Origin of the sequence: Pseudobacillus badius (assembly GCF_002189605.1) — a bacterium.
GTDB lineage: Bacteria > Bacillota > Bacilli > Bacillales > Domibacillaceae > Pseudobacillus > Pseudobacillus badius.
The window spans coordinates 137998-164098 of the sequence record NZ_MWMM01000004.1; the positions used below are offsets into that span (position 1 = coordinate 137998).

A 26101-nucleotide genomic window follows, 5' to 3' on the forward strand; every position below is an offset into this window, starting at 1 on the left:
CTGAAACAAGGGGAGAAGCAAATGAATATTGAACAAATTGAACTTTACATTCCGAATTATGAGGAAAGCGTGTCATTTTATAAACACGTCTTAGCATTTGATTGTGTCTCAGAAACCGCTGAAACGGCCCATTTCCAAGTTGGAAGCAGCCGTTTCACCTTACATAGAGATGAAGAACATGCCTATTATTATCATTTTGCTTTTAACATTCCGCCTAATCTTTTCTCATCGGCCAAGCAATGGATAGCGAAGAAGGTACCGTTGCTGACGGAGGACGGAGCGGATGAAATCTACTTTGATGGAGCAAAGGCTCATGCTTTTTATTTTGAAGATCCAGCTGGCAACATCGTTGAATACATTGCCAGAACAGAAACAACGCCTGAAGCGGCAGCTGACCAATTTGCTCCGTGCCATATAGCAGGAGTCAGCGAAATGGGCGTGCCAACCAATGAAACGAAAAAGCAGCTTGATGAACTGCTGGACTTGGGCATTCCCCCGCGCAATAACGAGCCGCTTTACTATGAAAAGTATTTAAACTTTATGGGGGAGTACGAAGATGGCAATTACCTTATTATCGGCCCTGTAGGAAGAAGATGGATATTTTCCAATAAACCAGGCATCATCGCTCCAGTTATCGTTAAAACAGACAGAGGAACGATCCGGAACTTTTAATTACGAATCATTGATGATTTACTGTGGAGGCTTATATGAGGTTTCTAGTGGAGTATAAAGACTTTAAGAATAAGGAGGCAAAAAGTGCCTCGCTGGACCTGCTTGATACTTTTTTAAATGAACAGCTTATCGGCAAGTTTCACGGAACTGCCTTTGAATGCATTCTCGTGCGATTCATTAACCATCCGCCCCAAACGAGAAAATTAAAACTAAAAACGCGATATAAAACAATGGCTGAAGTAGAAGTGGCTATGGACTTTGCAGACAGCAGAAAATTAAACATGAAGGATTTCCAAACTGCGCTGCTCAAAGTGGAGGAAGCGATCCATAAAGTTCGTTTAATCGAAAGTCGATCACCTGCAGACTACCACGAAGAGCAGCTCCTTGATGACTATAAAGCGTCTTTAACATTTATCCCTAAGGATCTGAAAGAATTAAAGGCCTACGCCCAAAAGGAAAAAGAAATTACATTTCATAATCGGGTCAAGAGGGCGGATTGCTTCATGTACAGTCGTTCCATAAATCCTCAGCCTTTAACTACACGGCTTATAGGTGTAAGGGTGGACGGTCCGCAAAACTGCCTGGCTCCCTTTGATTATATCTATTCAGAATTATTTAGCCATTTGCTTAGGAGAGCAGACATTAAACTGCCCGGCTATGATGAAATTTATGTGAGTATCGGTGAAACGCTCGAGGACGCAAAGCAAGAGATCGCAATAGATGGATGGTGTCAGTACACCTATTCCGCCATCGATTTAATTGACTATCACTTGAGGGATCAGGAGGAGAAAGCGCAGCTGGTATTTGCCAGCATTTGCGATGGCTTAAGGCTAATAGCTGATTTTGACCACTTGGAAAAGGAAAAAATAGAAAAGGTTATCCACTTTATACAAGAAAAAGGCACAGATATCGATTTAGTGTATATGTTTAAACAGAATAAAAACTATTTAGCAGAGATTATTTACACTATTCCTAAGGATCATCTGACGAAAGCGGAATATAAGCTCCAATTAACAGATTTGCGTTCCAGCCAATCAAAGGTGGTTCCTATCAATTTCATCCACACCTTTTGGGCACCGTACAGCTTTGGACAATTACTCATACAAAAGGAAGAGATCGTCATCAAGGGACGGAAAAGCATGCGGGCAGAAATCTCGCGGAAAGCGGACAAATTGCCGGATGAATACCGATTTAACATAACAGACATTATGAATCAGGACGCGATCGGAAAATCACCGAGCCACCCTTAAATAAATCATTCAATTTGCTCATTTTCTTGCTTTTGTACCACTTTAGTTCTAATTACCCATTATTAATTACCTAAAATCTATTGTTTTATCTTCCTATTTGTTGTAATATAAACGCCTAATGGAAAGAAATCACAAATCCTTCTTTTCTTATGAAAAGAAGGAAGCTAGGGCAGCTTATGAAAACCAATTGAAAGCGCTACCAATATTACTTTACCTAAGAGGAAGATGAGCCGTTGCAAGTTCATCTTTCAATATACTGCAAAGCAGGAGAGCTGATGATGTGGTCATTATATTTCTTGGGAGGGTTAGCTGCAGGCAGCCTAATAACAGGACTTCTCCTCCAGTTAAACAAAAAAAGACAGCAAATAAAAGCGGAAAGTGAACAAACCATCTTTCAATTAGTAGAAAGCTCAAAAGACGTCATTTACCATTTTGAAGTGAAGCCTGAATTGCGATTTAAATATATCAGCCCCTCCCTTGACAGAGTGATGGGGCCAGGAACAATTCAGAAATCCTTTAAAGACGCTTATGCTCCTTTTGAAAAAGTCCATCCCGATGACTATGAGGATTTATGCAAGAAAATAACAGGGGAGCTGGATTATAATCAAATTCTCATACAGCGCTGGAAAGATCATACTGGAGCCTACAGGTGGCTTGAAGAATACGTCACCCCTATTTATGACAGCGGAGAACTGATAGCCGTCCAGGGCATTATGAGGAATATAGACGAGAAAGTAAAGCTGCAGCAGGACTTGGAATACCGGCTCCATCACGATATTTTAACAGATTTATATAACCGGGCCTATCTCGAATCGCTATTCATCAAATTCGATGAACAAGTTAACGCGCCGGTTGGAATGATCGTGTGCGATTTGGACAACTTAAAATCTATTAATGACCATTATGGACATAAAGCAGGAGACGTCCTTATTAAAGCCGCAGCAGAGCTATTGGATCAGCTTTCCTCTCCCGCTGTTACAGTTGCCCGTATCGGCGGTGACGAGTTTATACTATTTGTAACCGGCACAACTGCGGCGGAAATGAATAAATTAGCCAATTATCTGTTAGAGCAGATAAACAGCCATAATAACCGCCAGGCTCAGATAAATATTCAACTGTCTGTCGGCACTGCTTTTTCCCCGCACTCCGTTGGACAGATTGCCGAACTATTTTCCGAAGCAGACAAAAATATGTATCGGAATAAAGGCGAGCGAAAACAGCCAGTATGATAAAGGAAACGAAAGCCATCGTCTGCTCAAGACGATGGCTTTTTCATCTGATCCCAGCTCCGGCTTTGAAAAGGACGGATAGTTAAAGAGTCTGGCCATTGTCAATAACAAATACTTGGCCGGTAACAGAGCCTTGGCTTAACTGAAAAAGAATAGCCTCTGCGATATCGTCCGGTGTTGAAATTCTCTGCAACGGCAAACTTACCGGCAAGCTCATATCAGATTGCAGAACGGGGGTTGTTAACTCCCTTTTCGGAAAATGGCAGCAGCCTGTGAGAAAGGCGGGGGAAGGGAAGTGACCATGAACAAAGAAACTTCAAGTGAATTTGAAATTAAAAAGAGGAACCCTTAGTTATGTGAGTTCTCTAGACGGATGGACCAAAAGCTTATTCGTTTCCTAAACGTTATAAGTTTATCCCATTATTTTTTGATTGGATGATGTAGTTATTCGTTGATCCCAACTGATAGTGCCCGATATTGAATTGGTTTACGTTGATTAAATCCTTCAAATAGTTTGGAATTGCACAATCCCAGCTTATATTTTCTATTTTCAGCGGAAAATTATCTTCATTAGGGTTAGGAGTATGAAGATAGACTGCATCTAAACCAGCCTCTTCATCAACTAATTCAATCCATGCTTGATAAGGTTTTTCAAATGCTTGAAGATTTTCTAACAAACTGCTATATAAAGCCATATGCGCTTTGATATGCTCTCTTCTTATCTTCAAGCTATGGTTCCCAAATCCGTAAAAATCAAGATGGGTATGCCATAAATCAAACCAACTTTCTTTCCCGAAGTCTAATTTATATGGCTTTGCTGCTAACTCTCGCCACAAGTTACGGAAATAACGCTTTTTTCCACGAAACTTTTTCAAAACAGCAGCTCCTCCTATTCAACAAGTGTTTAATCAAAAAGACGAAAATTTTGAATTGAATCAGTAGAGAAAATTAGATTGCAGAAATGCTTTCTCAAAGGTAATTATAGAAGTGTTCGTAAGAATTGAAAAATATTTAGATTATTCCCAATTTTATAGTAAAATATATTCATTAACAGAGTAGGAGTGAATTGTGTGACTACCAATATTGTTCTAAAAGAAAAGGAAATACTTAATATATTCAAGGAAAATTTAAAAATCGAATCAAAAGTAATGACAATAGATACTCTCTTTTATAATCCTAGAAAACGGAGAAGTATAAAGGAAAACCCCTATTACCAAAGAAATTATGTATGGGATGAGGACAAAGCCACGTATTTTATAGAAAGTATTTTACTTGGTACAGAAATTCCACCACTTGTATTTTTCAGCAATAATAAGAGAACTGAAGTAATTGATGGAAGACAGCGCTTTGAGACGATAGAGCGATTTATACAAGGTAAGTTTCACCTTACAAGTAATGGATTGCGCCTTTTAAAAGATTTACAAAAGAAAACATTTAATGATTTAAATGCAGATATTCAAGACATTCTATGGGATACGACTATAAGAATTATAGAATTTGGAGTTATAAAAAATTCTATATTAAATGAACAGAAAGAAGACTTTATCAAAAAAGAGATATTTAGAAGGTACAATTCAGGAATTACTCCCCTTCAACGTGCAGAAGTTGATAAAGCTTATTATATTAATAACGATATAAACGAGTATTTTAAGAGTGAAATAATAGCAGATAAATACATTTATTCCACTTTATTGGATTTATTTTTCAGTGAACGTGAGCAGGAAAAAATAAACGATGACTCCACGCTTGAAAAAGTTATGCTAAAGACTCGTTCCCTTCTTGTGCTTCACCAAATACCTATAAGGTATTATGCTAGTTCAAAAGCAAGAGAAGAAACGAAAAAAGTATTATTTGAAATTCTGACCAATAATATAACTGATGCGGAGAATTACTATAAAGGCTTTACAGAAAAGATTGAACTCTTAGATGAAATTAAAGCTGTTTTTTCTAAGAGAAAAAAAGCTTCTAATCGTTTAATATTTGAGTCTTTATTTTGGGCATTAAATGTCTGTGAAATGGAAAACGTTGAGCCAAATAAACTTAGGGAAGAGCAATTCATCAATGATCTTGTTAAATATATAGCTAAAAACATTAACAACTTTGCAAATGAAAACAGTCATTTCGCTAAGGAAACTGTACAGAGACACGTTACTGTTGCAGAATTTTTTGAACAGAAATTCTCTATTGATTTTAGTGTGTATATCGATAATAGCAAACAATTCAAACAAGAAAGAAAAGAATTATTTGACATGGTAGAAACAGATGCTAATAAACTATCAGAGTTAGAAACATTAAGATTAAATAGACCTGATGCAAAAACAATAACTATCGAAGATATCATTAGACAAATGATGAGAAATAGGTTTCTAATCCGTCCTGCATATCAAAGGGGAGAAGCAATTAATAGAGCAAAGTCCTCCTCAATAATTGAAAGCATTCTTTTAGGGATTCAATTACCTCCACTATTTATTTATAAAAGGGTTGATGGAACTTCGGAAGTAATTGATGGACAACAAAGGCTTCTTTCGATATTAGGTTATATTGGTCAAAGTTTCATGAATGAATCGGGAGATATTAGCTATTCAGAGAAAAATGAATATAAATTACACAAATTAAAGTTCTTTAAGGATATTGAAGGAGCGAAATTCAATGACTTACCAGAAGAGCTACGTAATACTATTTTTGAATTTAATTTATCAATAGTAACTATTGATGCAAAGACCAATCCTAATTTTGACCCTATAGATTTATTTATTAGGTTAAATAACAAACCCTTTCCAATCAGAGAAAATACATTTGAGATGTGGAACTCATATGTTGATAAAGAAATTATAAGTTATTGTAAAGAGAAGGCAGCAAAGTACGCTCCTTGGTTTTACGTGCGGTTAAATAATAAGAGAATGGAAAATGAAGAGTTGTTTCTTGTCTTAGCATACTTCGATTATAGACATCAAAGTAAGAATCATATAATAGAAGATTACTTAGATATTTATCAACAGACAGATAAAATCAATGCTCGGATAAAGGATAAGGGGGATATTACTAGAGCTCTAGAAAATGCATTAGAAGATGAGGAAGCTAAAAAAAGATTCATGAGAAGTTTAAAAAGTACTGATGCATTTATAAAGAAAGTTCAAATTCTATTGTCCAACGATCAAGCAGGAGACGACATTGAACCACTTTTGAAAAATGAGTTAGAGAAAACCTTTTCAGTTAGAGGAAATTCGAGAAAAAGAACGCTTCAAAATTTCTATTTATTATGGTATATAATGAAAGATTGCAACCAGGCGATGATATTAAGTAGAAGGGCTGAAATAAATAAAGAAGTTTTTCAAACTTTTGATCTTATCAAGAACTCTAAAAAGAGTGGTGAAAACGAGTTAAAACAAGATTTTGAGAAAGTTGTGAAAAAGTTTTGGAAGAAATTTAATCCTGATAAAAGAAGCATAACTCTCTCAGCAGAAGAAAAGAACTATTTAATCCAAGCTCAAAATCAAGTATGTCCACTTTGTCAAAGTACATTATCAGAGATAGATGAAATAGAAGTGGATCATATAGTTCCTTTATCAGTAGGAGGAAGAGATGGTATTGGCAATCTGCAGATTACGCATAAAATATGTAATAGAGAAAAAAGAAACAGATTAAAGTAACCTGCCTCTATGGGATACAATATATAGGAAATGTTACTCGTTTTATTTAAGTCCATATCCATTAAATCGGTGAATTGTAAAGGTTAATATTTATAATTAAAAGAAATCTTTCTCTTTGTGTAAGAAAAAGTCTAGGTTGAACAGAATGTTATTTATATACATAGAAAAGACAGCAGGCATAATTTTGCTAACTGTCTTTTTTATTTAGAATAAAAATGCAATTTACAACTAAAGGAATTCCTTATCAACATGTTTAGAACATAAACTTTGATCACATTTTTGATCACAGAAACGACTACAAATGCATTAATAACGCTCTTTTTTAATAGAAGGAGCGATCACATTATCATCTTGAAAAGCTCCCATGCTTCTCCCGAATCCGCTCAACCACCTCATCCAACTCCTCAGGCTTATGAAACTCAATCGGGGAGAAACCTTTTTCAAACACAACCGAATCTGCTTCCATCAGAACGACATAACGGTCGCCGATTTTAGCCAAATGAACGGATTCTCCGAAGTCTGACAGCATCGCTTTGACGCTCATATGGTCGAGCTTCATCTTGAGCTCAAGCTCAGGCGTATGCTCCACCATACGGCTGGCAACTTCCACAATTTCTTCGGTTGAAAACCGCTCCTGCAGCTCTCGTTTCGGACTCTCCGCCCAAATTTCCATCGCTTCTTCAAATTGCGCCCGTTCAGGACTTTCATCTTCTAAGTCTTCAATGACCGTTTCCCGTACGAAGTCCATCACTTGCGTTTTGACAATTTCAGGCATCGATTGTTCGTAGCCGACGTATTTTAGGAAATCCTCAAAGTAACGGGCATGGGAAGCCTGATGGATTTTCAGCTCGCCTTCTTCAATCATTCCTTCTTCGGGCATGTAGGGGTATTGAATGGATTTCATATTTTTAGTTGTGATGGCCAGCTCCACATGCTCGATGAGGGAGGAGGCATCGGAAATCGAGGCGACTTTCGGTTCAAAGTCGCATTTTAAAACAAAGACAAAGGGGTCATCGAAGTATTTTCTTAGCTGCGCTTTGGCGACGATGAAGACACCGCCGCGTGCCGCGCTCGTCTGCACATAGAGCGAAGCAAATTGTTCGCTCGCTTCCTGAAATTCAAGCAAGGAAAAGGCGGAGCGGGCTTTCGCAAATAAGTTATAGTTCGGGTTCGATGTCAGGTCATGACCCGGTTCTGCTGTAAAAAAGCCGATTTTTGTAGGTACTTGTTCGGCCTTCGGATGACGCTCCGCTTTGCGCTTAACAATCTTCGCGAATTCGCCATCGAGAAAATCCTTCAGCGGGCTGCTTTCATATTCCGCCTCATCCAGCGTTCGAAAGTGCTGGGCCCGCTTGTTTTCTTCTTTGTCATCTACGCGGACTAAGAAGAAGGAGAGGTAATGTATTTTAAAATCCATGGTTATCACCTGTTTTTATTTTAGTTATCTTCAAGAATGATTTGCCGCAGCTTCCTGATGCCTTGTTCAAATTCCTCGATTGAAGCGTAGCCGTAGGACAGCCGAATTGCCTGAACAGACTCTCCTGTATAAATGCTGCCGACATTTAATGAAAGACCGGCACGATAAGCTTTGGAATAAATGTCCTTTAATTGAATGCCTTCCTTCATGCGCAGCCAGATTAAAAAGCCGCCGGCGGGAATGTCCCATTCAGCCAGATCGCTCATATGCTCATTGAGTGCATGAAGGGCTGCCGTCCGCCGTTTCTTTAATTCCTTCCGGACGAAAGACAAGTGCTGCTCGTACAAGCCGCTCGAAATCCATTCTGCCGCAACGAGCTGCGAAAGGGAGCTGGAACCGTAGTCTGTCTGTTTCTTGATCTCGGCCAGACGTTCAATCACTTGTTCCGAACCGGCAATCCAGCCGATGCGAAGGCCGGGAGTCAGTGTTTTTGAAAAGCTGCCGATATACAGTACATGCCCATTCGCATCGAGCGACTGGAGCGTCGGCGGGGGAGGCGAGTCCATCCAAAGCTCCCGGTAAATATCATCTTCAATCACCGGCAGCCGCTTTTCGGCGCAGACATCGAGCAACTCCTTCCGGCGTGCCTCTGACATTAAGATGCCAGTCGGGTTATGAAAGCAGGGAATCGTATATAAGACGGAAGCAGGGCCCGCCATCGCCTTTTTAAGAAGGGCGTCTGCCCGGAGTCCTTCCTCGTCCATCGGCAGACCTGATAGGTTCATGCCGGCAGATTGGAACGTGTGAAGCGAGTAAAGATAAGACGGCTTCTCCAGAAAAACGGTCGACCCTTTATGCAGAAGGCCGGCGGATATCAGCTGCAGCCCTTGAATGGCTCCCGAAACGATTAGGATGGAAGCAGGGGAGATGTCTGTCCCTTGCTTTCTCATATAATCACTGATTGCCTTTCTTAACGGAAGATAGCCTTTTGGTTCTTCATAACCGAAGGGCTCCAGGCTTTGAGCGAGCCTCATCATCACTTGCTGCATGTTATCGGTCGGAAAAATATCCTGTGCCAGCTCGCCTTTGCTGAGTTCAATGAAATGCTCCGGCGCTTTCACACCATCTGTTTCCAGGACAGGAGCAGGCAAAGGCTTAGGAGCAGAAAACGGTGCAGATTCATCCCATGAAGGGGGACTGGCGGCCAGAAGTGTCCACGTATTGTTGACGACCATCGTGCCTTTTCCCATTACACCTTCGATTAATCCTTCTGTCTTTAGCTCCTCAAGTGCCGTAACGATCGTTGAGCGGTTAACGGACAGCAATTCCGCCAGCTTGCGCTGACTCGGAATTTTGCTGCCAATCGGCCATTCACCGCTTGAAATGGCTTTTTTGATGTAATTCATTACTTTTTCATATTTCGCAAGATTTGTGCCCATTGCTTTTTCAATCTCCCTATTGTTGTGCTCCCTCTATCATATCACCCTCGGTCAGTGCTTACTATCTTCTGTCCAATGCTCTTTTATAAATTCATCCCGTCCGGATTTCCGGCGATCCGCTTGATACTCTTCAGGGTTTTTCTTATAAAAGTCCTGGTGGTCATCCTCAGCCGGATAAAACGGGGCTGCCGGCAAAATGCGGGTAACGATCGGCTTTTGGAATTTGCCGCTCGCTCCTATTTTTTTCTTAGAGGCTTCCGCCAGCTCTTTTTGCTCCGTTGTGTGATAGAAGATAGCTGTCCGGTAAGAATCTCCGCGGTCATGAAACTGGCCGCCGTCATCTGTCGGATCAATTTGCGGCCAATATAAATCAAGAATCGTTTCGTAAGAGATGAGAGAGGGATCATAGGTAATTTCCACAGCCTCTAAATGGCCGGTCGCTCCGCTTTTTACTTGTTCATAAGTCGGATTGGGCACTTTGCCGCCGGTATAGCCGGAAATCACCGCATGTACGCCGTCCCATTGATCAAACGGCTTCACCATACACCAAAAACAGCCGCCGGCGAATGTTGCTTTCTCTAATTTTTTATCCATGGTGCTTCACCTCGTTATATACTTAGAATAATAGTTCATGTTATCACTTACTCTCTTCATTTGTCACCAATCAATCATGAGACAAAACTCTTTTTTCCGCTAGTTAAAAAGTGACTTTCCAAGATAAAATGGTTTATTATAGAAATTACACATAATGAGACACGAAGTAAGGAGCCGCCGATTATACAATGATAAAAAGATGGATTATTACAGCCGCTTTAATAATTATAACAATCTATTTAATTCCTTATTCCTTGCCTTTTCTTCTGGCATTGATTACTGCCATTATGCTTGAGAACTCGGTGAAATGGTTTATGATGCGCTTTAAATGGACGCGCTTCCGGGCAGTGCTCGCCACCTTTTTGCTTTACTTGCTCTTTATTGCCCTGTTCGTGTGGTTTATCGTAAATCTATTCATCGATCAAGTGGTGACGCTTGCGCAAAAGGCGCCGTCTTTCGCTAATGACTTCTATAAAGAATCCTTGAAAGATTTCTTCGACCAGTCGGGGCGGTACTTTAAATCTTTGCCTCCCGATGTATTTCAATCATTTGAGACAACGATCGAAAATACGCTGCAGTCCGTGACGAGTATGCTGCAGGGAGTCGTTGAATGGCTGATTGGCCTGGCAGCGGCCATTCCCGGATTCCTCATTGAGTTTTTAGTCTATTTAATTGCCGTCTTCTTATTCAGCCTGGAGCTCTCCCGATTGCGGATTAAGACAGAAAGGCATTTGCGGGAAGCGACAAAGGAAAAGCTGTATTTAATCACTGCTCAGCTGAATCGCGCCGGAATCGGTTTTATTAAAGCGCAAATTTTCTTGAGCATCGTGACTTTTCTCATGGCCTTTATCGGTTTATCGATTTTAAAAGTGCCTTACGCCATGCTTTTATCGATTTTAATCGTTTTTGTCGACATCTTGCCGATTCTCGGAACAGGCTCTGTGCTTGTGCCTTGGGCAATCATTTGCTTCTTCCAAGAAAACCAATTTCTTGGCTTTGGCTTGATCGTGCTGTTTATCATCATTACAGTTGTGCGGCGGATACTGGAGCCGAAAGTGTTCTCCAGCAATATGGGCATTTCTCCGCTCGCCGCTTTAATCAGTTTATTCATCGGCTTTAAGCTGCTCGGGTTTATCGGCTTTTTCGTTGGTCCGGCTATTGTCATTGTGTATGACACGCTCCGGGAAGCTGGAATTATAAAAAGCAGATGGAAAATCTGACAGCCAGAAGGCACCATTCCGATATAGGGATGGTGTTTTTTTAATTGAACTACTTGACAGAAGTTTGATTGTGCTTTATTTTTTTGTACAAGGGAAACTTTTTTAACTGATAACAAATGTCATTTTCAGCATATTATTTTTTAAGTGATCCCATCCAATCATTTAAATTTTTTTGGCCTATTTTTTGCCTTGAGGAAACTTTTTTCACAAAGAGAAATCATGTAGTTATTTGTAAACTGTCGAAAGGGGATTTGAAATGGATAGCGCACTTACAGTAAAGAATTTATTCGTTTCCTATCATGGAAATGAGGCATTAAGGGATGTCAGTTTTTCAGTTGACCCCGGGAGTCTAATAGGAATCATCGGGCCAAACGGAGCAGGGAAGTCTACTTTGATAAAAGCCCTGTTAAATTTAATACCAAAAGATCAAGGCGAGGTGAAAATATATGGAAAAAGCATAAAGGAAATGAGGAAGTTTATCGCTTACGTTCCGCAAAGAAGCTATATCGACTGGGATTTTCCGATTACTGTTCTAGATGCCGTCATCATTGGATGTTATCCCGCATTAGGTTTGTTTAAGCGGCCGAAGAAAAAAGAAAAAGCATGGGCGCTGCAATGTCTGGAAAAAGTAGGGATGCAGGATTTCAGCAAGCGCCAAATCGGGGAGCTTTCCGGCGGACAGCAGCAACGTGTTTTCCTGGCAAGGGCGCTTGCACAAAAAGCTCAGGTTTTTTTCCTTGATGAGCCTTTTGTCGGCATCGACGCAGCTAGCGAAGAGACCATCATTCATATTTTAAAAGAGTTAAGAACAAACGGAAAAACAATTCTGGTGGTCCATCACGACTTAAGCAAAGTGAATGACTACTTCGATCAGCTGATCGTGTTAAATAAAGAGCTCATTGGATCTGGAAAGATTGATCAAGTACTGCAGGCCGACGTTCTATCCAAAGCTTATTCTGGACGTTTTTCCTTTCTTGACAAGCTGGAGGTGCAAGCCTAGTGGAATTTCTGGATGCCGTCATTCAATATGGTTTTTTGCAAAAAGCACTGTTCACTTCCATTATGGTTGGAATTATCTGCGGGACAGTCGGCTGCTTTATTATTTTGCGGGGCATGGCGTTAATGGGAGATGCGATTTCCCATGCAGTGCTTCCCGGAGTGGCGATCGCTTATATGCTTGGTATAAACTTTTTCGTCGGGGCCGTCTTTTCGGGAATACTCACTGCTGTGTCGATCGGATTTGTCAGTCAAAACAGCCGCATTAAAAATGATATTTCGATCGGTATCATGTTCACCTTTGCCTTCGCCTTAGGGATTATTCTCATTACATTGATGAAGAGCAGCACAGATTTGTATCATATCTTGTTCGGCAATGTTTTAGCTGTCCGCCCTTCAGATATGTGGACTACTTTAGGCATAGGCATCTTTGTTCTTTCCTCTATTTTTTTATTTTATAAAGAGCTGCTTGTGACTTCCTTCGATCCGACAATGGGAGCCGCCTATGGCTTGCCTGTGAAAGGCATCCACTACTTTTTGATGACATTACTGACAATGGTGACAGTAGCCTCGTTGCAAACAGTAGGCATTGTGCTTGTCGTCGCTATGCTTATTACTCCCGCAGCCACCGCCTATTTACTAACGGACCGCTTATGGGTGATGCTGTATCTGTCAGCGGGGCTGGGAGTGATTTCATCAGTTGTTGGATTATACTTTAGCTTTACCTACAATCTAGCTTCTGGTGCAACGATTGTATTAATAGCCACTATGCTATTTTTGCTAGCTTTTACTTTTTCACCGAAGCGGGGAGTATTATGGAACTTTATTAAAGCACGAAGAAAAAAAGTATCTTTAGTTTAAATACAAAGGGAGTTTAGAAGATGAAACAACAATGGAAATATTTAATTGCAGGCTTGATGGCTATTTTCCTTTTGGCTGGATGCGGAAACGAAAATAAAGCGAATGAACGCAGCAAGGAAGAAAAATTGCAGATTGTCACTACTTATTCCATCTTATATGATATTGTGAAAAATATCGGCGGCAGCCGGGTGGATATTCATAGCTTGGCGCCGGTAGGATCGAATCCGCATGAATATGATCCGCTTCCATTAGATATTCAGAAAGCAACGGATGCAGACGCGGTTTTCTATAATGGCTTAAACTTGGAAGCAGGTAATTCCTGGTTTGAAAAATTATTAGATACCGCTGGAAAATCAGGAAAGGATGCTCCTGTTTTTCGACTGAGCGAAGGAGTAGAAGCCAAGCACTTAACAACAAAAGGCAAGGAAGGGGAAGAAGACCCTCATGCATGGCTCGATATCCGCAATGGCATTAAATATGCAGAAAATGCAAAGAAGGCACTTATAAAGATAGATCCGGAACATGCTGGCGTTTATGAAAAGAATGCGAAGGAATATATTGCCCGATTGCAGGATCTTCATAACGAAGCAGTGGAAAACTTTAGTCAGATCCCAAAAGAAAAACGGTATTTGGTAACAAGTGAAGGGGCTTTTAAATATTTTTGCGAAGCGTATGATTTTGAAGCAGGATATATTTGGGAAATAAACGCCGAAAATCAAGGAACACCACAGCAAGTAAAAACCATTGTGGACATTGTGAAGCAAAGAAAAGTACCCGTCTTATTCGTTGAAACAAGCGTTGATCCCCGCAGCATGAATACAGTTTCAGAAGAAACCGGCGTTCCTGTTGGCGGCACGCTATTTACAGATTCTCTTGGAAAACCGGGAGAAGCAGGGGACTCCTATATAAAAATGATGGAATCAAATATTTCTGTGATTCTCGATCATTTAAAAGAAGAATAGAAAACGAGCAACCGCAAAAAAGAAGGCGCTAACCTGGCGCCTTCTTTTTATTTAACAAGCATAGCTGCTTTATCCGTAAAGCTGATGTTTTTATAGTAAGCATTTTTCACTAAGATGTTCGGTCCTAGACATTGAACATTCGGACAGTGGCAGTTCAGCTGGGCCGCGAGCCGGGATTGATTCCACGTTTCGTAGGCCTCCTGCAATGCGGTTGTTTGAATGTTTCCTAACGGGGGAGCGTCGCCGAAATCTGTCACGATGATTTCCCCGGTAAAGATATTAATGTTCAAACGGGAACGGCCATCCGGATCATTGCGAACCGTTACGTTTTTTTCCCCGCGCAATCGTTTGAGCAGCTTCTGTGTCTGTTCATCTGCACTGCAGGCATAAAAAGGCAGCGTGCCAAAGAGCATCCACACGTGCTGGTCACGAACGTCCAGCAGACGGTGAATCGCTTCACGAGTTCTATCCAAGGAAAGCGATTCAAGGGCACTGGCGAAATCGCTCGGGTACATCGGGTGAATTTCGTGGCGGGCACATTCCATTTCTTCGACGACCTGGCGATGGATTTTCTCAAGATAAGGCAGTGTGCTTTTATTTAACATCGTTTCTGCCGATACCATCACCCCCATCCGGGATAATGCTTTGCTGTTATCAATCATTCGCTGAAATAAAGCTTCACGCTGCTGAAAGGACGGTTTGCGCGCCATGTTGGCAAATCCTACTTCAGCAAATTCTTCTGTCGTGCCCCAATTATGAGAAATATGCAGCACATCTAAATACGGGGCAATTTCCTCGTAACGAGACAGCTCGAGTGTTAAATTAGAGTTTAATTGGGTATACACGTTTCGTTCATGCGCGTATTTCAAAAGCGGCAGCACATACTCGCGCACTGAGGACTTCGACAGCATCGGCTCACCGCCGGTAATGCTCAATGCCCTTAACACAGGCACTTCATCGAGCCGGCGGATGAGTATCTCCAGCGGCAAAGCCTCTGGATCTTTCGTCTGCAGCGTATAACCGACAGCACAATGCGCGCATCTCATATTGCATAATGTCGTTGTTGTGAACTCGACATTGGACAATTGCATCTGGCCCGTCTGCTCTACGTCCAAGTAAGCTTCCCACGGATCAAATACAGGTGAAATCGATTGTTTCATGTTTAACCCTCATTTCTTTATACAACCAACTATTATACTGTTATTTTCTTCATAAATGAACAGAAAAAATGGAAACGAGAAGGAGGTTGGACAAAGCAAACGCTTCCAATTCCTGTGATAAGAAAATGGACGCTGTCCTCTTTCAGTTCTCACTCATGCAAGAGTACTATTTTTCCTGTTTATTATGTAAATAGTTAGCGAAAAATTCCATGTATGTTACAATGTAGGCTGTAAGGAAAGTAAGTGAAGGGAGAGTTCATCTATGAAAAAGTGGTCAATGATCCTGGGAGCTGTGGTGCTTGCAGGAGGAATATTGGGCGCCTGTTCAGAAAAAGAAACGACAAAGCAGTCAACGGACAAGCCTGCTGAAGAGCCGGCAGAAGAGCCTGAACAGGATACACAAGTAGAGCAGGAAGAAGAAGGTACAACTGAACAGCCTGCCAGCGAAACAGAAACTGAAACTGAACAACCAGCAGATGATGCACCTGAAGCAAACAAAGAGACAACTGAAGGAAAAGACGAAGCAAACAAACAGCCTGCTGAACAAACTCAGCCTGCTAAAGCAGTGGAAGCGAAAGGAATTTTCAACGGCGTTGGCGACCCGCATACGGTTGAGATTGAAGTCAACGGCCAGCCGCAGTCTTTCCAAGTAGCTCCCGGCAGTGAAATAATGAAGAAGTTTGATAAGATGAGCGAAGGAACAGAAATTACATTCACTTATAAAAAAGAAGGTGAACAGCTCATTCTTCAAGAGTTAAAATCCGAAGGTGCCAAGCAGCCAGAAACTGGAACAGCTGTTGAAGCAAAAGGCATCTTTAACGGAATGGCTGACCCGCATACCGTTGAAATTGAAGTGAACGGCCAGCCGCAATCTTTCCAGGTAGCTCCTGAAAGTGAAACGATGAAAAAGTTTGACACACTTAAAGAAGGAACAGAGATCGCTTTTACTTATAAAAAAGAAGGCGAACAGCTCATTCTTCAAGAATTGAAATAAGAAGTCTAACAACGGACCGGTGCTTTTCGCCGGTCCGTTGTTTCATTTTCAAGAAAATAGAGGGATCTTGATTAAAGCATCGGGTAACGGGAATAAAGAGTGTATAAGATAACTTGTGAGAATAAAAGGTGAATGGAGGAGTAGCATGAATACTTCCAGCATGCTAAGGAGCTATCTATCAAAAATGATGGATCCTGAAAGCTATTTTTACCATGTCGTCAATTGCATCGAAGTGCAATTGCATGACTGGGAGCAGGAGGCAATCTTATTGTTTGACTGGAGCGGCCAGAAAGAAACAATTTATCTCTCTTTTTTCATTGACGATCAATTATATCCTTTTTCGATCGAAAAGGAAGAGGCAGAAAAACTTCAGGAAAAGAGCCCTTACGCATTGGATCGTTATATGTGGGAAGCTCTTATGAAACAGGGCTTCGTATTACAGAAAAGCAACTATATCCATCTAGCTTTTTCTGTAACGTAAGAAATCCGGCAGCTTGATTGCAGCTGCCGGATTTCATTTAGTGTCTAATTTGTCCTGTTCCTTCTACAAGCGACTTCACAGTGGTTAAGGCGCGCAGTCCCATCGGTCCGCGTGCATGCAGTTTTTGTGTGCTTATGCCAATTTCCGCTCCATACCCAAACTGTTCTCCATCTGTAAAACGAGTGGATGCATTATGATAAAGGACGGCGGCATCGATCGCCAGGAAAAACATTTTTACTTGTTCGCTGTTCTCAGAAACGATCGCTTCCGAATGCTTCGTTCCATACGTTTGAATGTGTAAAATGGCGTCTTCGATGTTTTCCACTGTTTTTACTGCCAAGATGGGAGCTAAATATTCCGTGTGCCAATCCTCATCTGCTGCTTGTTTCATAAATGAACATTCGGCCGTTAAGTCAGCGGAGCCTCTAAGCTCTACGCCTTTGTCAAAGAGGGACTGCAGCAGCGCGCGCCGGTGCGGCCAGTCTTTATGGATCAAGAGAGTTTCAGCGGCATTGCAAACAGACGGGCGCTGCAGCTTGGCGTTTTCCGCAATGGCAATCGCCATATCTTTTTTCGCGCTGTCATCAATATAAATATGACAATTACCTACGCCAGTTTCCAGCACAGGGACCGTGGCCTGCTTGATCACCGTCTGGATTAAGCCGGCTCCGCCTCGGGGAATTAATACATCCAAATAATCATTCAGTCGAAACATCTCTGTCGCCGTTTCCCTGCTTGTGTCTTCTAGCAGCTGCAGGGCAGCCTCTGGAAGAGGAGATGTCTGCAGCGCGGCTTTCATTACCTTTGCTAAGGCCAGGTTGGAACGGGCGGCAGAAGAACTGCCGCGAAGCAAAACAGCATTGCCTGCTTTCAAACAAAGAGCGGCGGCATCCACCGTCACATTCGGGCGCGCTTCATAGACCATGCCAATAACACCGAGCGGCACCCGGACGGTTTGGATATTCAGACCGTTTTCAAGTGTCCACTTTTCTGTTGTTTCACCAACCGGATCTGTAAGCTCGATCAATTGCCGGACGCCGTCCGCCATTTGCCGGATGCGCTCTTCAGTTAACTGCAGCCGGTCTAACAGAGGCGGGGCAAAGCCGGCGGCAGCTCCTGCCTCCATATCCTGTGAATTCTCTTCTAGAATAAAATCAATATTCGAAAGCAGCGCATCGGCGATCTGCTCTAGCGCCAGGTTTTTCTCTTTCTCCGTTAACATGGCCATTTGATAGGAAGCTGCCTTGAGCAGCTTTGCCTTTTCAAGTAATTCTCCCATTGTCTCCACTCCATTCTTTTGATTAAACCATAATCTTCGTTGTTACCCAGTTATCGCGGTGAATCACTTCTGCCCGCTCATTGATTGAATAGCGCCGGGCTTGGGCGCTGCTTTGTCCCTTCACCTTTTCTAAATCTGCCGAAGAATAATACACTTGCCCCTTGCCGAGCACTTCGTTTTTTTCATTCAGCACCGTCACTACATCCATTGCATGAAACAATCCTTCAACGGCTAGCACCCCAACAGGCAAAAGGCTTTTTCCCCGCAATAAAATAGCTTGCTCAGCGCCTTGATCAACAATGATTTGCCCGCTTGGCTTGGCATGGTGGGCCAGCCATTGCTTTTTCATTTGCATATGGCTTTTAAAGGGGGCGCCAATATAAGTGCCGGACCCTTTTCCCGCAAGAATATCCAGCAGCTTCTCTTCACCAGAACCATTTCCCACAAAAATCGGCACTCCAAGAGCCAGCGCTTTTTTGGCAGCCAGCAGCTTGGACCTCATCCCGCCGGTTCCAATAGAGGTGCTGCTCGAACCGGCATAAGACAACAGTTCATCAGTTACCTCAGGGATAAAGTGGAACCGTTTGGCCCCCGGATTATTGATGGGATTACTGTCATAAAGGCCGTCAATATCGGTGAGAATAATCAGTGCATTCGCTTGAGTGAAGCCGCTGACAAGAGCCGATAGCATATCGTTATCTCCATAAGTCAGCTCTTCAATAGAAATAGAGTCATTCTCATTAATAATAGGAACGGCGCCGGCTCTCAGTAATTCCGACATCGATGTATAGAAGTTATGGAAGCGGCCGCGGCTATAGAAGTCTTCCTTTGTTAATAACATCTGGGCAGCGACCAGGTTAAACGGCGCCAGCAGGGAAATATACTTTTGAATAAGCAAGCTTTGCCCCACTGCGGCCGATGCTTGTTTGGCCGCGACTGTTTTCGGGCGGGACGTATATCCTAGTGACCGAAAGCCAGCCGCAATGGCACCGGAAGAAACGACAATGACTTCATGTCCCTCTTCACGGAGCTTTGCGATGGCAGACACGTGATCATTCACTTTTTCTTCTACAATATTTCCTTGCTCATCCGTCAGAGAACTGCTGCCGATTTTCACAACAACCCTTGATTTTTTCACCATCCATCATCCTTTTCTTGTATATAAAAAAACAGCATGCCCCTCCTCCTCATCAAAGGACGGAGGGCATGCTGTTCCGCGGTACCACCTTTATTGACGCGTAGAAGCGTCCGCTTTGCACCCATAACGCGGGAAACGGCTTATGTTGTCATAAGCGATGCCTGCTAAGGGCAGGTTCAACAGCTGCCTGCGAGGAACCTTTCAGCCGGTGAGTTCCATTCTCTGACGCATTTCACTTGTTTACTAATCCCTTGATCGTTTACTTATTCATGATTATTCATAATTATCTATCATTTCTCTGATTTGTCAAGAGGGGGAGAAGATGTCCTATAAATGCCCGATGCTTTCACGATATCAAGAAAATGCTTTAATATGCGGGCAGTTAAGCCCCAAACAATCCGGTCTTCGTAAGAATAAAAGTATTCATCCATCGTGCGCGGCTGCCATTTATAATCTTCTCCGCCAATAATTAAATCATACGGAAAGCCTTCCGCCGGTTCGACCTTGAAATGAATGGTATGACGGTCCGGTGCAGTTTCCAGCAAATAGTTCAAAGGGATCGTAAACACCTCTGCCACTTCATCAGGATTCAGCTGCAGCTGATCAGCCGGCACAGCGCCTGCGAAGGGAAAGATGATCGTCCCAAAGGGCGACAGCATAAAGTCAAGCGGGAAAGTATCGCGTATGTCAGCAGGAGACACACCAAGCTCTTCAGCTGTTTCGCGGATAGCAGTAAAAAGTTCATCCGGATCTTCCGGATCACATTTTCCGCCGGGGAAGCAAACCTCTCCCGGCTGCCGGCGCATTGCATAGGCACGCACTTCAAACAGCACATGAATCTCTCCATCTTTTTCAACAAGGGGGAGAAGGACAGCAAATTTAGCGAAGTGCTCACTGCCTAGAATGGCAGGCGTCCGTCCTTGAAAGTGTTCAAATAGTTGGTTCAGTTTCATAGCGGCACCTCTTCCTTACAATCTCTCTGTCCTTATTATAGAACATCCGCTGAATCTTGTGAAAAAAGAACCGGGGGAGAATCTAAACAAAAATTGTCATAAAAACTCACCATTTGTTGAAAGATTTTTAATGAAAAGTAGAAGAATTTTAGACATAGTAATAAGGGGGAGAGGATAGAAGTGAAAACAAATGAAACTGGATTGATCGTGTCAAATCATTTGCCAGTTGAGCACAACAATTGGTATGATGCCTTTTTAAAAGCTGTTTGTGATCCTCTATGCATCTTTAACCAGAATGGAAAAATCATTGCTGTAAACGAGGCATTCGAACAGGAGTATGGCTGGAAATTAACGGAACGGCAGAGAGAACTCCTGCCAACTATTCCCACACACCTTGAGGGCGAATTTGACTTTTTGAAACAGAAGCCATTATCTGGGAAAACCGTTCATCATTTTAAAACAATTCGCCTTCATAGAGAAGGCTCTCTTCTTCACGTCAAAATTTCCGTATCGCCTATTCATGATGAAGACGGCCAATTCATAGCTGCCGTGTGTGTTACAAGAAATATTACTCAAAAAATTGAAACCGCTCTTTTACTAGATCGCAAAGTAGAAGAATTAAAAGAAAACGAGAAGAAATTTCTGGATATCTCAGAAAATATCAATGATATTTTTTGTGTATACGACCGCTTTACAAACCGCGTCCTTTACATTAGTCCTTCCTATGAAAAAATTCTGGGACACTCAAAAGGCAAGATGTATCAGGACCTGAGCTCCTTTATATCAGTGATTCATCCGGAAGACCGAGAGAGATTCAAACGGTTTGCACATGAAGAAGCGTATGGCGAACGATCAGAAATTGAGTATCAGGCTGTCCATAAAGATGGGGCTGTTATTTGGCTTCGCTCTCGCAAAATTATTGCCGAGCATTTTAAGAACCGTGTCATTGTCATTACACAAGATATTACGAATTTAAAAGAAAAGGAGATTCTGCTCAACAAACGGGATAAATTAAGTGCGGTCGGCCAGCTTGCAGCGGGCATTGCCCATGAAGTGAGAAACCCTTTAACAGCCATTAAAGGATTTACACAATTGTGGGGACAGGAGACTCATCATAAGTACAGCCAGATTATTCTGGCGGAGCTTGACCGGATTGAATCGATCATGCAGGAGTTTTTAATGCTTGCTAAGCCGAACCAGGAAATGTTTTTTGTTGAAAAAAAAATGAATGACATTTTAAGAGATACCATTGCGTTCATGGAGCCGGAAGCGATGCTGTACGGAGTAGAATTGATTCTGGAACTGGCAGAAGAGCTTCCTTTAGCCCGGGTAGAAGAGAAACAAATCAAGCAGGTCATGCTGAATTTAATCAAAAATGCGATAGAAGCCATGCCGGATGGAGGACAGGTGACGATACGCACAAAAAAAGCAGGGGACGATTCGATTGGCATCGAGGTAGTAGATAACGGGGTCGGCATTTCTCAGGAACGGATTCCTCACCTTGGGGAGCCATTCTATTCGAATAAAGAAAAGGGAACCGGACTCGGGCTCATGGTCAGCTTTAAAATTATCGAGCACCACAAGGGAAAGATTTTCTTTGAAAGCGAAGAAGGCAAGGGAACAAAAGTAGAAATCCGCCTTCCTAGCAGCCGATAGCCAATTTTTGTTTTTCCTAGCGCTCCTTAAAGGGCCAGCAGCATGAAAACCGAAAACGATGACGACATGTAAAGCAGCCCAAGCCATGCCTAAAGCGCGATTGAAGTGAAAGAGATACGGATCACTGGCCTATGTTCTTGCGGAACATAGGCTTTTCGCTGCTATTCTTCATCATCCCCACGCCTGTCATCCATCATTATCCGCAGCCAAGCAAGCATTTTTGTTTCATGAAAAAGAAAATGTTTGCTAGTATGAGTGTTCAGGGAAAGGGTTAGGGAGAAAAAAAGAAAGAGGAGTACATATGATTCAATTTAATAAGGTTTCCAAAAAGTATGCGGATGGAACAGCCGCTGTAAAGTCGATCGATTTATCTATACAAAAGGGAGAATTTCTCATCCTTGCCGGGCCCAGCGGCTGCGGAAAAACGACGACATTGAAAATGATTAACCGGCTCATTGAGGCTTCTGAAGGAACGATTGAGATCGGCGGGAAGGAAATCAGCAATTATGATATTCATGAACTGCGCTGGAATATCGGCTACGTTCTTCAGCAAATTGCTTTATTTCCTCACTTGACTGTTGAAGAGAATATTGCGATCGTTCCAGAGTTAAAAAATTGGGATCGTAATCAAATAGAAAAACGGGTAGATGAGCTTTTGTTCATGGTCGGCCTCGAACCGGATAAGTACAAAAAGCGGAGGCCGGCGGAATTATCAGGCGGCCAGCAGCAGCGCGTCGGGGTAGTACGGGCTTTAGCAGCCGATCCGGATATCTTGTTAATGGATGAGCCGTTCAGTGCTTTAGATCCAGTCAGCAGGGAGAAAATGCAGGATGATCTTGTTGAGTTGCAAAAAAGCATCCATAAAACCATTGTATTTGTTACACACGATATGCAGGAAGCATTCAAGCTTGGAGACCGGATTTGCCTCATGAAGGACGGCCAAATTGTTCAGCTCGATACTCCTGAAAACATGTTCCACGCGCCTGCGAATGATTTTGTGAAGCAATTTATCGGCACCGCCCGACCGGCAATCCAGGAAACCTTCACAGCAGGCCAAGCCCTTGTGAAACAGCCCGTCCCGATTACAGCCAATCAGCCGGGCATCCGGACAATTTCCGCTGAATTGCCGCTAGAAGCAGCGATTGAACAGCTGATGCAAGAGGAGCAAATTCAAGTAGAACAAGAAGGCCAAATCATCGGGATCATTACAAGACAATCTGCTTTAGCTTATGTGTCGGCCATGTTGAAGGAGAGAAGAGCCCGTGGATAAATTTGTCAGTGTATTTAATGATCGAAAGACAGATGTGCTGCAATCACTGCTTGAGCATGTGCAAATTTCTTTCATCTCCTTGTTTTTTGCCGTCATCATTGCGATTCCTTTAGGGATTTACTTAACCCGGCACAAGAAGGCAGCCGAGAGTATTATCGGCGTGACAGCTGTGTTGCAGACGATTCCGTCGCTGGCCTTACTGGGGTTGATGATTCCATTTTTTGGCATAGGACGTGTTCCCGCCATTATCGCTCTCGTTGTGTATGCTCTTCTTCCAATTTTGCGTAATACATATACAGGAATTACCGGAGTCGATCCATCACTGCTTGAAGCGTCCAGAGCCTTGGGCATGAAAAGCTACCAGCAATTAATCAAGGTAGAGCTTCCGCTCGCTATGCCGGTGATCATGGCGGGGATTCGGACCGCGATGGTATTGATTGTTGGAACGGCGACTCTCGCAGCTTTGATCGGAGCAGGGGGCCTTGGCGATATCATTTTGCTTGGCATCGACCGCAACAATACCTCTTTAATTATTTTAGGAGCGGTCCCGGCAGCATTGCTCGCTATCTTTTTTGATATGGTGCTCAAAGCCGCTGAGAATGTCTCATTTAAACGTTCCTTAACGATCACAGGGATCGCAGTTGTGGCAGCCTGCGCGATTCTGCTTGCCCCGTCGCTGATGAAATCAAAAGAAGAAACAGTCGTGATTGCCGGGAAGCTTGGCAGTGAACCGGAAATATTAATGAACATGTATAAACTGCTGATCGAGCAAGACACCGACCTGGAGGTGGAATTAAAGCCGGGGCTTGGAAAAACCTCTTTTGTGTTTAATGCTTTGCGCGCAAAAGAGATTGATATTTACCCGGAATTCACTGGAACGGTGATCGCTGAATTTTTAAAAGAGGAGGCAAAAAGCACCGATCAAAAAGCTGTGTATAAGCAAGCGCAATCCGGCTTGCTGAAAAAATATGATATGGCGCTGCTTCGTCCGATGGCTTACAACAATACGTATGCCTTAGCTGTTCCCGAACAAACGGCGAAAGACCTTCAATTAAACACGATATCCGATTTAAAAAAAGCAGAAGGGCAAATGAAAGCCGGCTTTACATTGGAATTTGCCGATCGTGAAGATGGCTATCGCGGCATTCAAAAAAAGTACAACCTGCGCTTTCCGTCCGTCCAAACGATGGAGCCTAAGCTGCGCTATCAAGCGATTAAATCAGGCGATATTAATTTAATAGATGCCTACTCCACGGACAGTGAATTACAGCAGTTCCGTTTAACGGTGCTAGAAGACGATCTTGAAATGTTTCCTCCATATCAAGGGGCTCCACTGCTAAGGAAGGAAACACTGAAAAAGCATCCGGAACTCGAAAAAACGTTAAACAAGCTTGCCGGCAAAGTGACAGATGACCAAATGCGGAAGATGAACTACGAAGTGAATGTGAACGACCAGAAGCCGGAAGAAGTGGCACGGGTCTTTTTAGAGGCGGAAGGGCTTTTGAATTAGAAAAAATTGGTTGGACAAAGAATTGAAAATGTTTTACAATAATTTTGCAATAAACTATTGTTAAAAGATTCTAAAAAATTGTACAATGTTTTGTATACTATTATTTTATCACTTTACTTTCAATAAATTCATCTACAGCAAGGAGACAGTGCGACATGAAAGAACAGACTATCCAACTCAACCTAAGTCCTGAAAAAAAATCGAAACCGCAAGCAGAAGAGCTTGGCTTCGGGAAAATATTCACGGACCACATGTTTATTATGGATTACACGGAAGGGCAGGGCTGGCATGATCCTCGGATCGTTCCTTATGAGCCGCTTTCATTGGACCCGGCCTGCATGGTCTTTCATTACGGCCAAACTGTGTTTGAAGGATTAAAGGCCTATTTAACAGAAGATGATCGGGTGTTGTTATTCCGACCAAAGAAAAACTTTGAGCGCTTAAACCGTTCCAACGAGCGTCTGTGCATCCCTCCGGTGGATGAAGAGTTTGCTTTGGAAGCGCTGAAACAATTAATTGCAGTTGAGAAAGAATGGATTCCAAAAGCGGAAGGCACATCGCTTTACATTCGTCCATTTATCATTTCGACAGAGCCTTTCCTTGGGGTAGCGCCATCCAGCCAATACAAGTTCATCATTATCTTGTCGCCGGTAGGTGCTTATTACAAAGAAGGCATTCATCCAGTTAAAATTTTGGTCGAAAACCAATTTGTCCGGGCGGTAGCTGGCGGAACAGGTGAAGCAAAAACAGCAGGAAACTATGCGTCCAGCTTAAAAGCGCAAGAAGTCGCCGATCGCCAAGGATACACACAAGTCTTATGGCTGGACGGCTTGGAAAAGAAGTACATTGAAGAGGTCGGCAGCATGAACGTCTTCTTTAAAATCAACGGGGAAATCGTCACTCCTGCTCTGAACGGCAGTATTTTAGAGGGCGTAACGAGAAACTCTGTGATCGAGCTGTTAAAATCTTGGAATCTGCCGGTGATTGAACGCCGTGTAGCAATGGAAGAAATTTACGAAGCCTATAAAGCCGGACAGCTGGAAGAAGCATTTGGCACAGGAACGGCGGCCGTCATTTCTCCAATCGGCGAGCTATTCTGGAATGATGAAAAAATGAGCATCAACGGCGGAGTTACAGGACCGGTTGCTAAAAAGCTTTACAGCTCCATTACGAACATTCAAAGCGGTAAAGAGCCTGATTCATTTAACTGGACTGTAGAAGTTGACCAATATGCAGAAGCAAAATAAAAAACGCTTTTTCATCGGCTGATTTCATTGATAAGCAGCTAACTATCGTTTAGAACAGGGAGAAGCTAGTCGCCATGCGATCAGCTTCTCTTTTTTCATCCCTTCACAGGAGTGGCCTGTAGT

General features: G+C 42.6%; 22 protein-coding genes and 1 pseudogene. 14 read left to right on the forward strand and 9 right to left on the reverse strand.

Annotated features, from left to right (window positions below; genetic code table 11):
• Positions 1-21 precede the first annotated feature (21 nt).
• The 3 genes from B1A98_RS09705 (at position 22) to B1A98_RS09715 (ending at position 3151) form a co-directional block, all read left to right on the forward strand.
• On the forward strand, positions 22-672 hold the full coding sequence (locus B1A98_RS09705) for a hypothetical protein (RefSeq protein WP_063385020.1): 651 nt from the start codon (positions 22-24) through the stop codon (positions 670-672).
• 35 nt (positions 673-707) lie between these two features.
• Complete coding sequence (locus B1A98_RS09710) at positions 708-1922, forward strand: hypothetical protein (protein WP_063385019.1); 1215 nt, start codon at positions 708-710, stop codon at positions 1920-1922.
• A gap of 275 nt (positions 1923-2197) precedes the next feature.
• Entirely contained in the window at positions 2198-3151 is a 954-nt protein-coding gene (locus B1A98_RS09715; protein ID WP_240492458.1) for a sensor domain-containing diguanylate cyclase, read from the forward strand.
• An 82-nt stretch (positions 3152-3233) separates the two neighbouring features.
• On the opposite strand, the pseudogene B1A98_RS20755 reads toward B1A98_RS09715, so the two are convergent.
• Together B1A98_RS20755 and B1A98_RS09720 are read right to left on the reverse strand one after the other, a co-directional pair.
• A pseudogene (locus B1A98_RS20755) lies at positions 3234-3353 on the reverse strand (3-ketoacyl-ACP reductase); the annotation flags it as partial.
• 202 nt (positions 3354-3555) lie between these two features.
• A complete protein-coding gene (locus B1A98_RS09720; RefSeq protein WP_063385017.1) occupies positions 3556-4026 on the reverse strand; it encodes a hypothetical protein in 471 nt (156 codons plus the stop codon).
• Between the two features lie 195 nt (positions 4027-4221).
• Between B1A98_RS09720 and B1A98_RS09725 the strand changes: the two genes are divergently transcribed.
• Positions 4222-6801 (forward strand): GmrSD restriction endonuclease domain-containing protein, encoded by a 2580-nt coding sequence (locus tag B1A98_RS09725; RefSeq protein ID WP_063385016.1) that lies wholly within the window; start codon positions 4222-4224, stop codon positions 6799-6801.
• Between the two features lie 346 nt (positions 6802-7147).
• On the opposite strand, the gene B1A98_RS09730 is transcribed toward B1A98_RS09725, so the two are convergent.
• Genes B1A98_RS09730 through msrA form a run of 3 tightly spaced genes read right to left on the reverse strand, consistent with a single transcriptional unit; the run spans position 7148 to position 10251 of the window.
• Positions 7148-8218: a DUF3900 domain-containing protein gene (locus B1A98_RS09730; protein ID WP_063385015.1), complete on the reverse strand. Its 1071-nt coding sequence runs from the start codon at positions 8216-8218 to the stop codon at positions 7148-7150.
• Positions 8219-8238: 20 nt separating this feature from the next.
• The gene (gene pdxR, locus B1A98_RS09735; RefSeq protein ID WP_063385014.1) at positions 8239-9657 is read right to left on the reverse strand and encodes a MocR-like pyridoxine biosynthesis transcription factor PdxR; all 1419 of its coding nucleotides are present in this window, start codon (positions 9655-9657) and stop codon (positions 8239-8241) included.
• A 51-nt stretch (positions 9658-9708) separates the two neighbouring features.
• Positions 9709-10251 carry a peptide-methionine (S)-S-oxide reductase MsrA gene (msrA, locus tag B1A98_RS09740; protein WP_063385013.1) on the reverse strand — a complete coding sequence of 181 codons (543 nt, stop codon included), beginning with the start codon at positions 10249-10251 and terminating at the stop codon, positions 9709-9711.
• Positions 10252-10439: 188 nt separating this feature from the next.
• Here msrA and ytvI point away from each other — a divergent pair, with 188 nt between their 5' ends.
• From ytvI to B1A98_RS09760, 4 genes are all read left to right on the forward strand, one after another.
• A complete protein-coding gene (ytvI, locus tag B1A98_RS09745) occupies positions 10440-11471 on the forward strand; it encodes a sporulation integral membrane protein YtvI (protein WP_082821750.1) in 1032 nt (343 codons plus the stop codon).
• A 256-nt stretch (positions 11472-11727) separates the two neighbouring features.
• Entirely contained in the window at positions 11728-12471 is a 744-nt protein-coding gene (locus tag B1A98_RS09750) for a metal ABC transporter ATP-binding protein (protein ID WP_063385012.1), read from the forward strand.
• Positions 12471-13328, forward strand: coding sequence for a metal ABC transporter permease (locus B1A98_RS09755; protein ID WP_063385011.1), 858 nt, complete (start codon positions 12471-12473; stop codon positions 13326-13328). The genes B1A98_RS09750 and B1A98_RS09755 overlap by 1 nt, the downstream gene beginning before the upstream one ends.
• Before the next feature lie 20 nt (positions 13329-13348).
• The gene (locus tag B1A98_RS09760) at positions 13349-14290 is read left to right on the forward strand and encodes a metal ABC transporter substrate-binding protein (RefSeq protein WP_063385010.1); all 942 of its coding nucleotides are present in this window, start codon (positions 13349-13351) and stop codon (positions 14288-14290) included.
• Positions 14291-14337: 47 nt separating this feature from the next.
• Here the strand turns inward: B1A98_RS09760 and yfkAB are convergent, their stop codons facing one another.
• Entirely contained in the window at positions 14338-15450 is a 1113-nt protein-coding gene (gene yfkAB, locus B1A98_RS09765; RefSeq protein ID WP_063385009.1) for a radical SAM/CxCxxxxC motif protein YfkAB, read from the reverse strand.
• 262 nt (positions 15451-15712) lie between these two features.
• Here yfkAB and B1A98_RS09770 point away from each other — a divergent pair, with 262 nt between their 5' ends.
• Both B1A98_RS09770 and B1A98_RS09775 read left to right on the forward strand, forming a co-directional pair.
• On the forward strand, positions 15713-16444 hold the full coding sequence (locus B1A98_RS09770; protein WP_063385008.1) for a hypothetical protein: 732 nt from the start codon (positions 15713-15715) through the stop codon (positions 16442-16444).
• Between the two features lie 145 nt (positions 16445-16589).
• A complete protein-coding gene (locus B1A98_RS09775; protein ID WP_041096007.1) occupies positions 16590-16925 on the forward strand; it encodes a hypothetical protein in 336 nt (111 codons plus the stop codon).
• A 37-nt stretch (positions 16926-16962) separates the two neighbouring features.
• Here B1A98_RS09775 and B1A98_RS09780 read toward each other — a convergent pair whose 3' ends face one another.
• From B1A98_RS09780 to B1A98_RS09790, 3 genes are all read right to left on the reverse strand, one after another.
• Positions 16963-18204 carry a glutamate-5-semialdehyde dehydrogenase gene (locus tag B1A98_RS09780; protein ID WP_063385007.1) on the reverse strand — a complete coding sequence of 414 codons (1242 nt, stop codon included), beginning with the start codon at positions 18202-18204 and terminating at the stop codon, positions 16963-16965.
• Positions 18205-18226: 22 nt separating this feature from the next.
• The gene (proB, locus tag B1A98_RS09785) at positions 18227-19342 is read right to left on the reverse strand and encodes a glutamate 5-kinase (RefSeq protein WP_063385149.1); all 1116 of its coding nucleotides are present in this window, start codon (positions 19340-19342) and stop codon (positions 18227-18229) included.
• A 290-nt stretch (positions 19343-19632) separates the two neighbouring features.
• Positions 19633-20295 (reverse strand): NUDIX hydrolase, encoded by a 663-nt coding sequence (locus B1A98_RS09790; RefSeq protein WP_063385006.1) that lies wholly within the window; start codon positions 20293-20295, stop codon positions 19633-19635.
• A 180-nt stretch (positions 20296-20475) separates the two neighbouring features.
• On the opposite strand from B1A98_RS09790, the gene B1A98_RS09795 reads away from it, so the two are divergent.
• The 4 genes from B1A98_RS09795 to B1A98_RS09810 all read left to right on the forward strand — a co-directional run bounded on the left by B1A98_RS09795 (position 20476) and on the right by B1A98_RS09810 (position 25978).
• Complete coding sequence (locus tag B1A98_RS09795) at positions 20476-21951, forward strand: PAS domain-containing sensor histidine kinase (RefSeq protein WP_063385005.1); 1476 nt, start codon at positions 20476-20478, stop codon at positions 21949-21951.
• A gap of 301 nt (positions 21952-22252) precedes the next feature.
• Positions 22253-23221, forward strand: coding sequence for an ABC transporter ATP-binding protein (locus tag B1A98_RS09800; RefSeq protein WP_063385004.1), 969 nt, complete (start codon positions 22253-22255; stop codon positions 23219-23221).
• Positions 23214-24731: an ABC transporter permease/substrate-binding protein gene (locus tag B1A98_RS09805; protein ID WP_063385003.1), complete on the forward strand. Its 1518-nt coding sequence runs from the start codon at positions 23214-23216 to the stop codon at positions 24729-24731. Before B1A98_RS09800 ends, B1A98_RS09805 begins: the two co-directional genes overlap by 8 nt.
• 155 nt (positions 24732-24886) lie before the next feature.
• The gene (locus B1A98_RS09810) at positions 24887-25978 is read left to right on the forward strand and encodes a branched-chain amino acid aminotransferase (RefSeq protein ID WP_063385002.1); all 1092 of its coding nucleotides are present in this window, start codon (positions 24887-24889) and stop codon (positions 25976-25978) included.
• The last annotated feature ends 123 nt before the right edge of the window (positions 25979-26101 follow it).

Coding starts and splice junctions, on each gene's coding strand:
- B1A98_RS09775 (WP_041096007.1), top strand. CDS start 16,590: ATGAATACTTCCAGCATGCTAAGGAGCTATCTATCAAAAATGATGGAT.
- B1A98_RS09780 (WP_063385007.1), bottom strand. CDS start 18,204: ATGGGAGAATTACTTGAAAAGGCAAAGCTGCTCAAGGCAGCTTCCTAT.
- B1A98_RS09705 (WP_063385020.1), top strand. CDS start 22: ATGAATATTGAACAAATTGAACTTTACATTCCGAATTATGAGGAAAGC.
- B1A98_RS09710 (WP_063385019.1), top strand. CDS start 708: ATGAGGTTTCTAGTGGAGTATAAAGACTTTAAGAATAAGGAGGCAAAA.
- msrA (WP_063385013.1), bottom strand. CDS start 10,251: ATGGATAAAAAATTAGAGAAAGCAACATTCGCCGGCGGCTGTTTTTGG.
- ytvI (WP_082821750.1), top strand. CDS start 10,440: ATGATAAAAAGATGGATTATTACAGCCGCTTTAATAATTATAACAATC.
- pdxR (WP_063385014.1), bottom strand. CDS start 9,657: ATGGGCACAAATCTTGCGAAATATGAAAAAGTAATGAATTACATCAAA.
- B1A98_RS09790 (WP_063385006.1), bottom strand. CDS start 20,295: ATGAAACTGAACCAACTATTTGAACACTTTCAAGGACGGACGCCTGCC.
- B1A98_RS09730 (WP_063385015.1), bottom strand. CDS start 8,218: ATGGATTTTAAAATACATTACCTCTCCTTCTTCTTAGTCCGCGTAGAT.
- B1A98_RS09750 (WP_063385012.1), top strand. CDS start 11,728: ATGGATAGCGCACTTACAGTAAAGAATTTATTCGTTTCCTATCATGGA.
- yfkAB (WP_063385009.1), bottom strand. CDS start 15,450: ATGAAACAATCGATTTCACCTGTATTTGATCCGTGGGAAGCTTACTTG.
- B1A98_RS09760 (WP_063385010.1), top strand. CDS start 13,349: ATGAAACAACAATGGAAATATTTAATTGCAGGCTTGATGGCTATTTTC.
- B1A98_RS09810 (WP_063385002.1), top strand. CDS start 24,887: ATGAAAGAACAGACTATCCAACTCAACCTAAGTCCTGAAAAAAAATCG.
- B1A98_RS09770 (WP_063385008.1), top strand. CDS start 15,713: ATGAAAAAGTGGTCAATGATCCTGGGAGCTGTGGTGCTTGCAGGAGGA.
- B1A98_RS09715 (WP_240492458.1), top strand. CDS start 2,198: ATGATGTGGTCATTATATTTCTTGGGAGGGTTAGCTGCAGGCAGCCTA.
- B1A98_RS09800 (WP_063385004.1), top strand. CDS start 22,253: ATGATTCAATTTAATAAGGTTTCCAAAAAGTATGCGGATGGAACAGCC.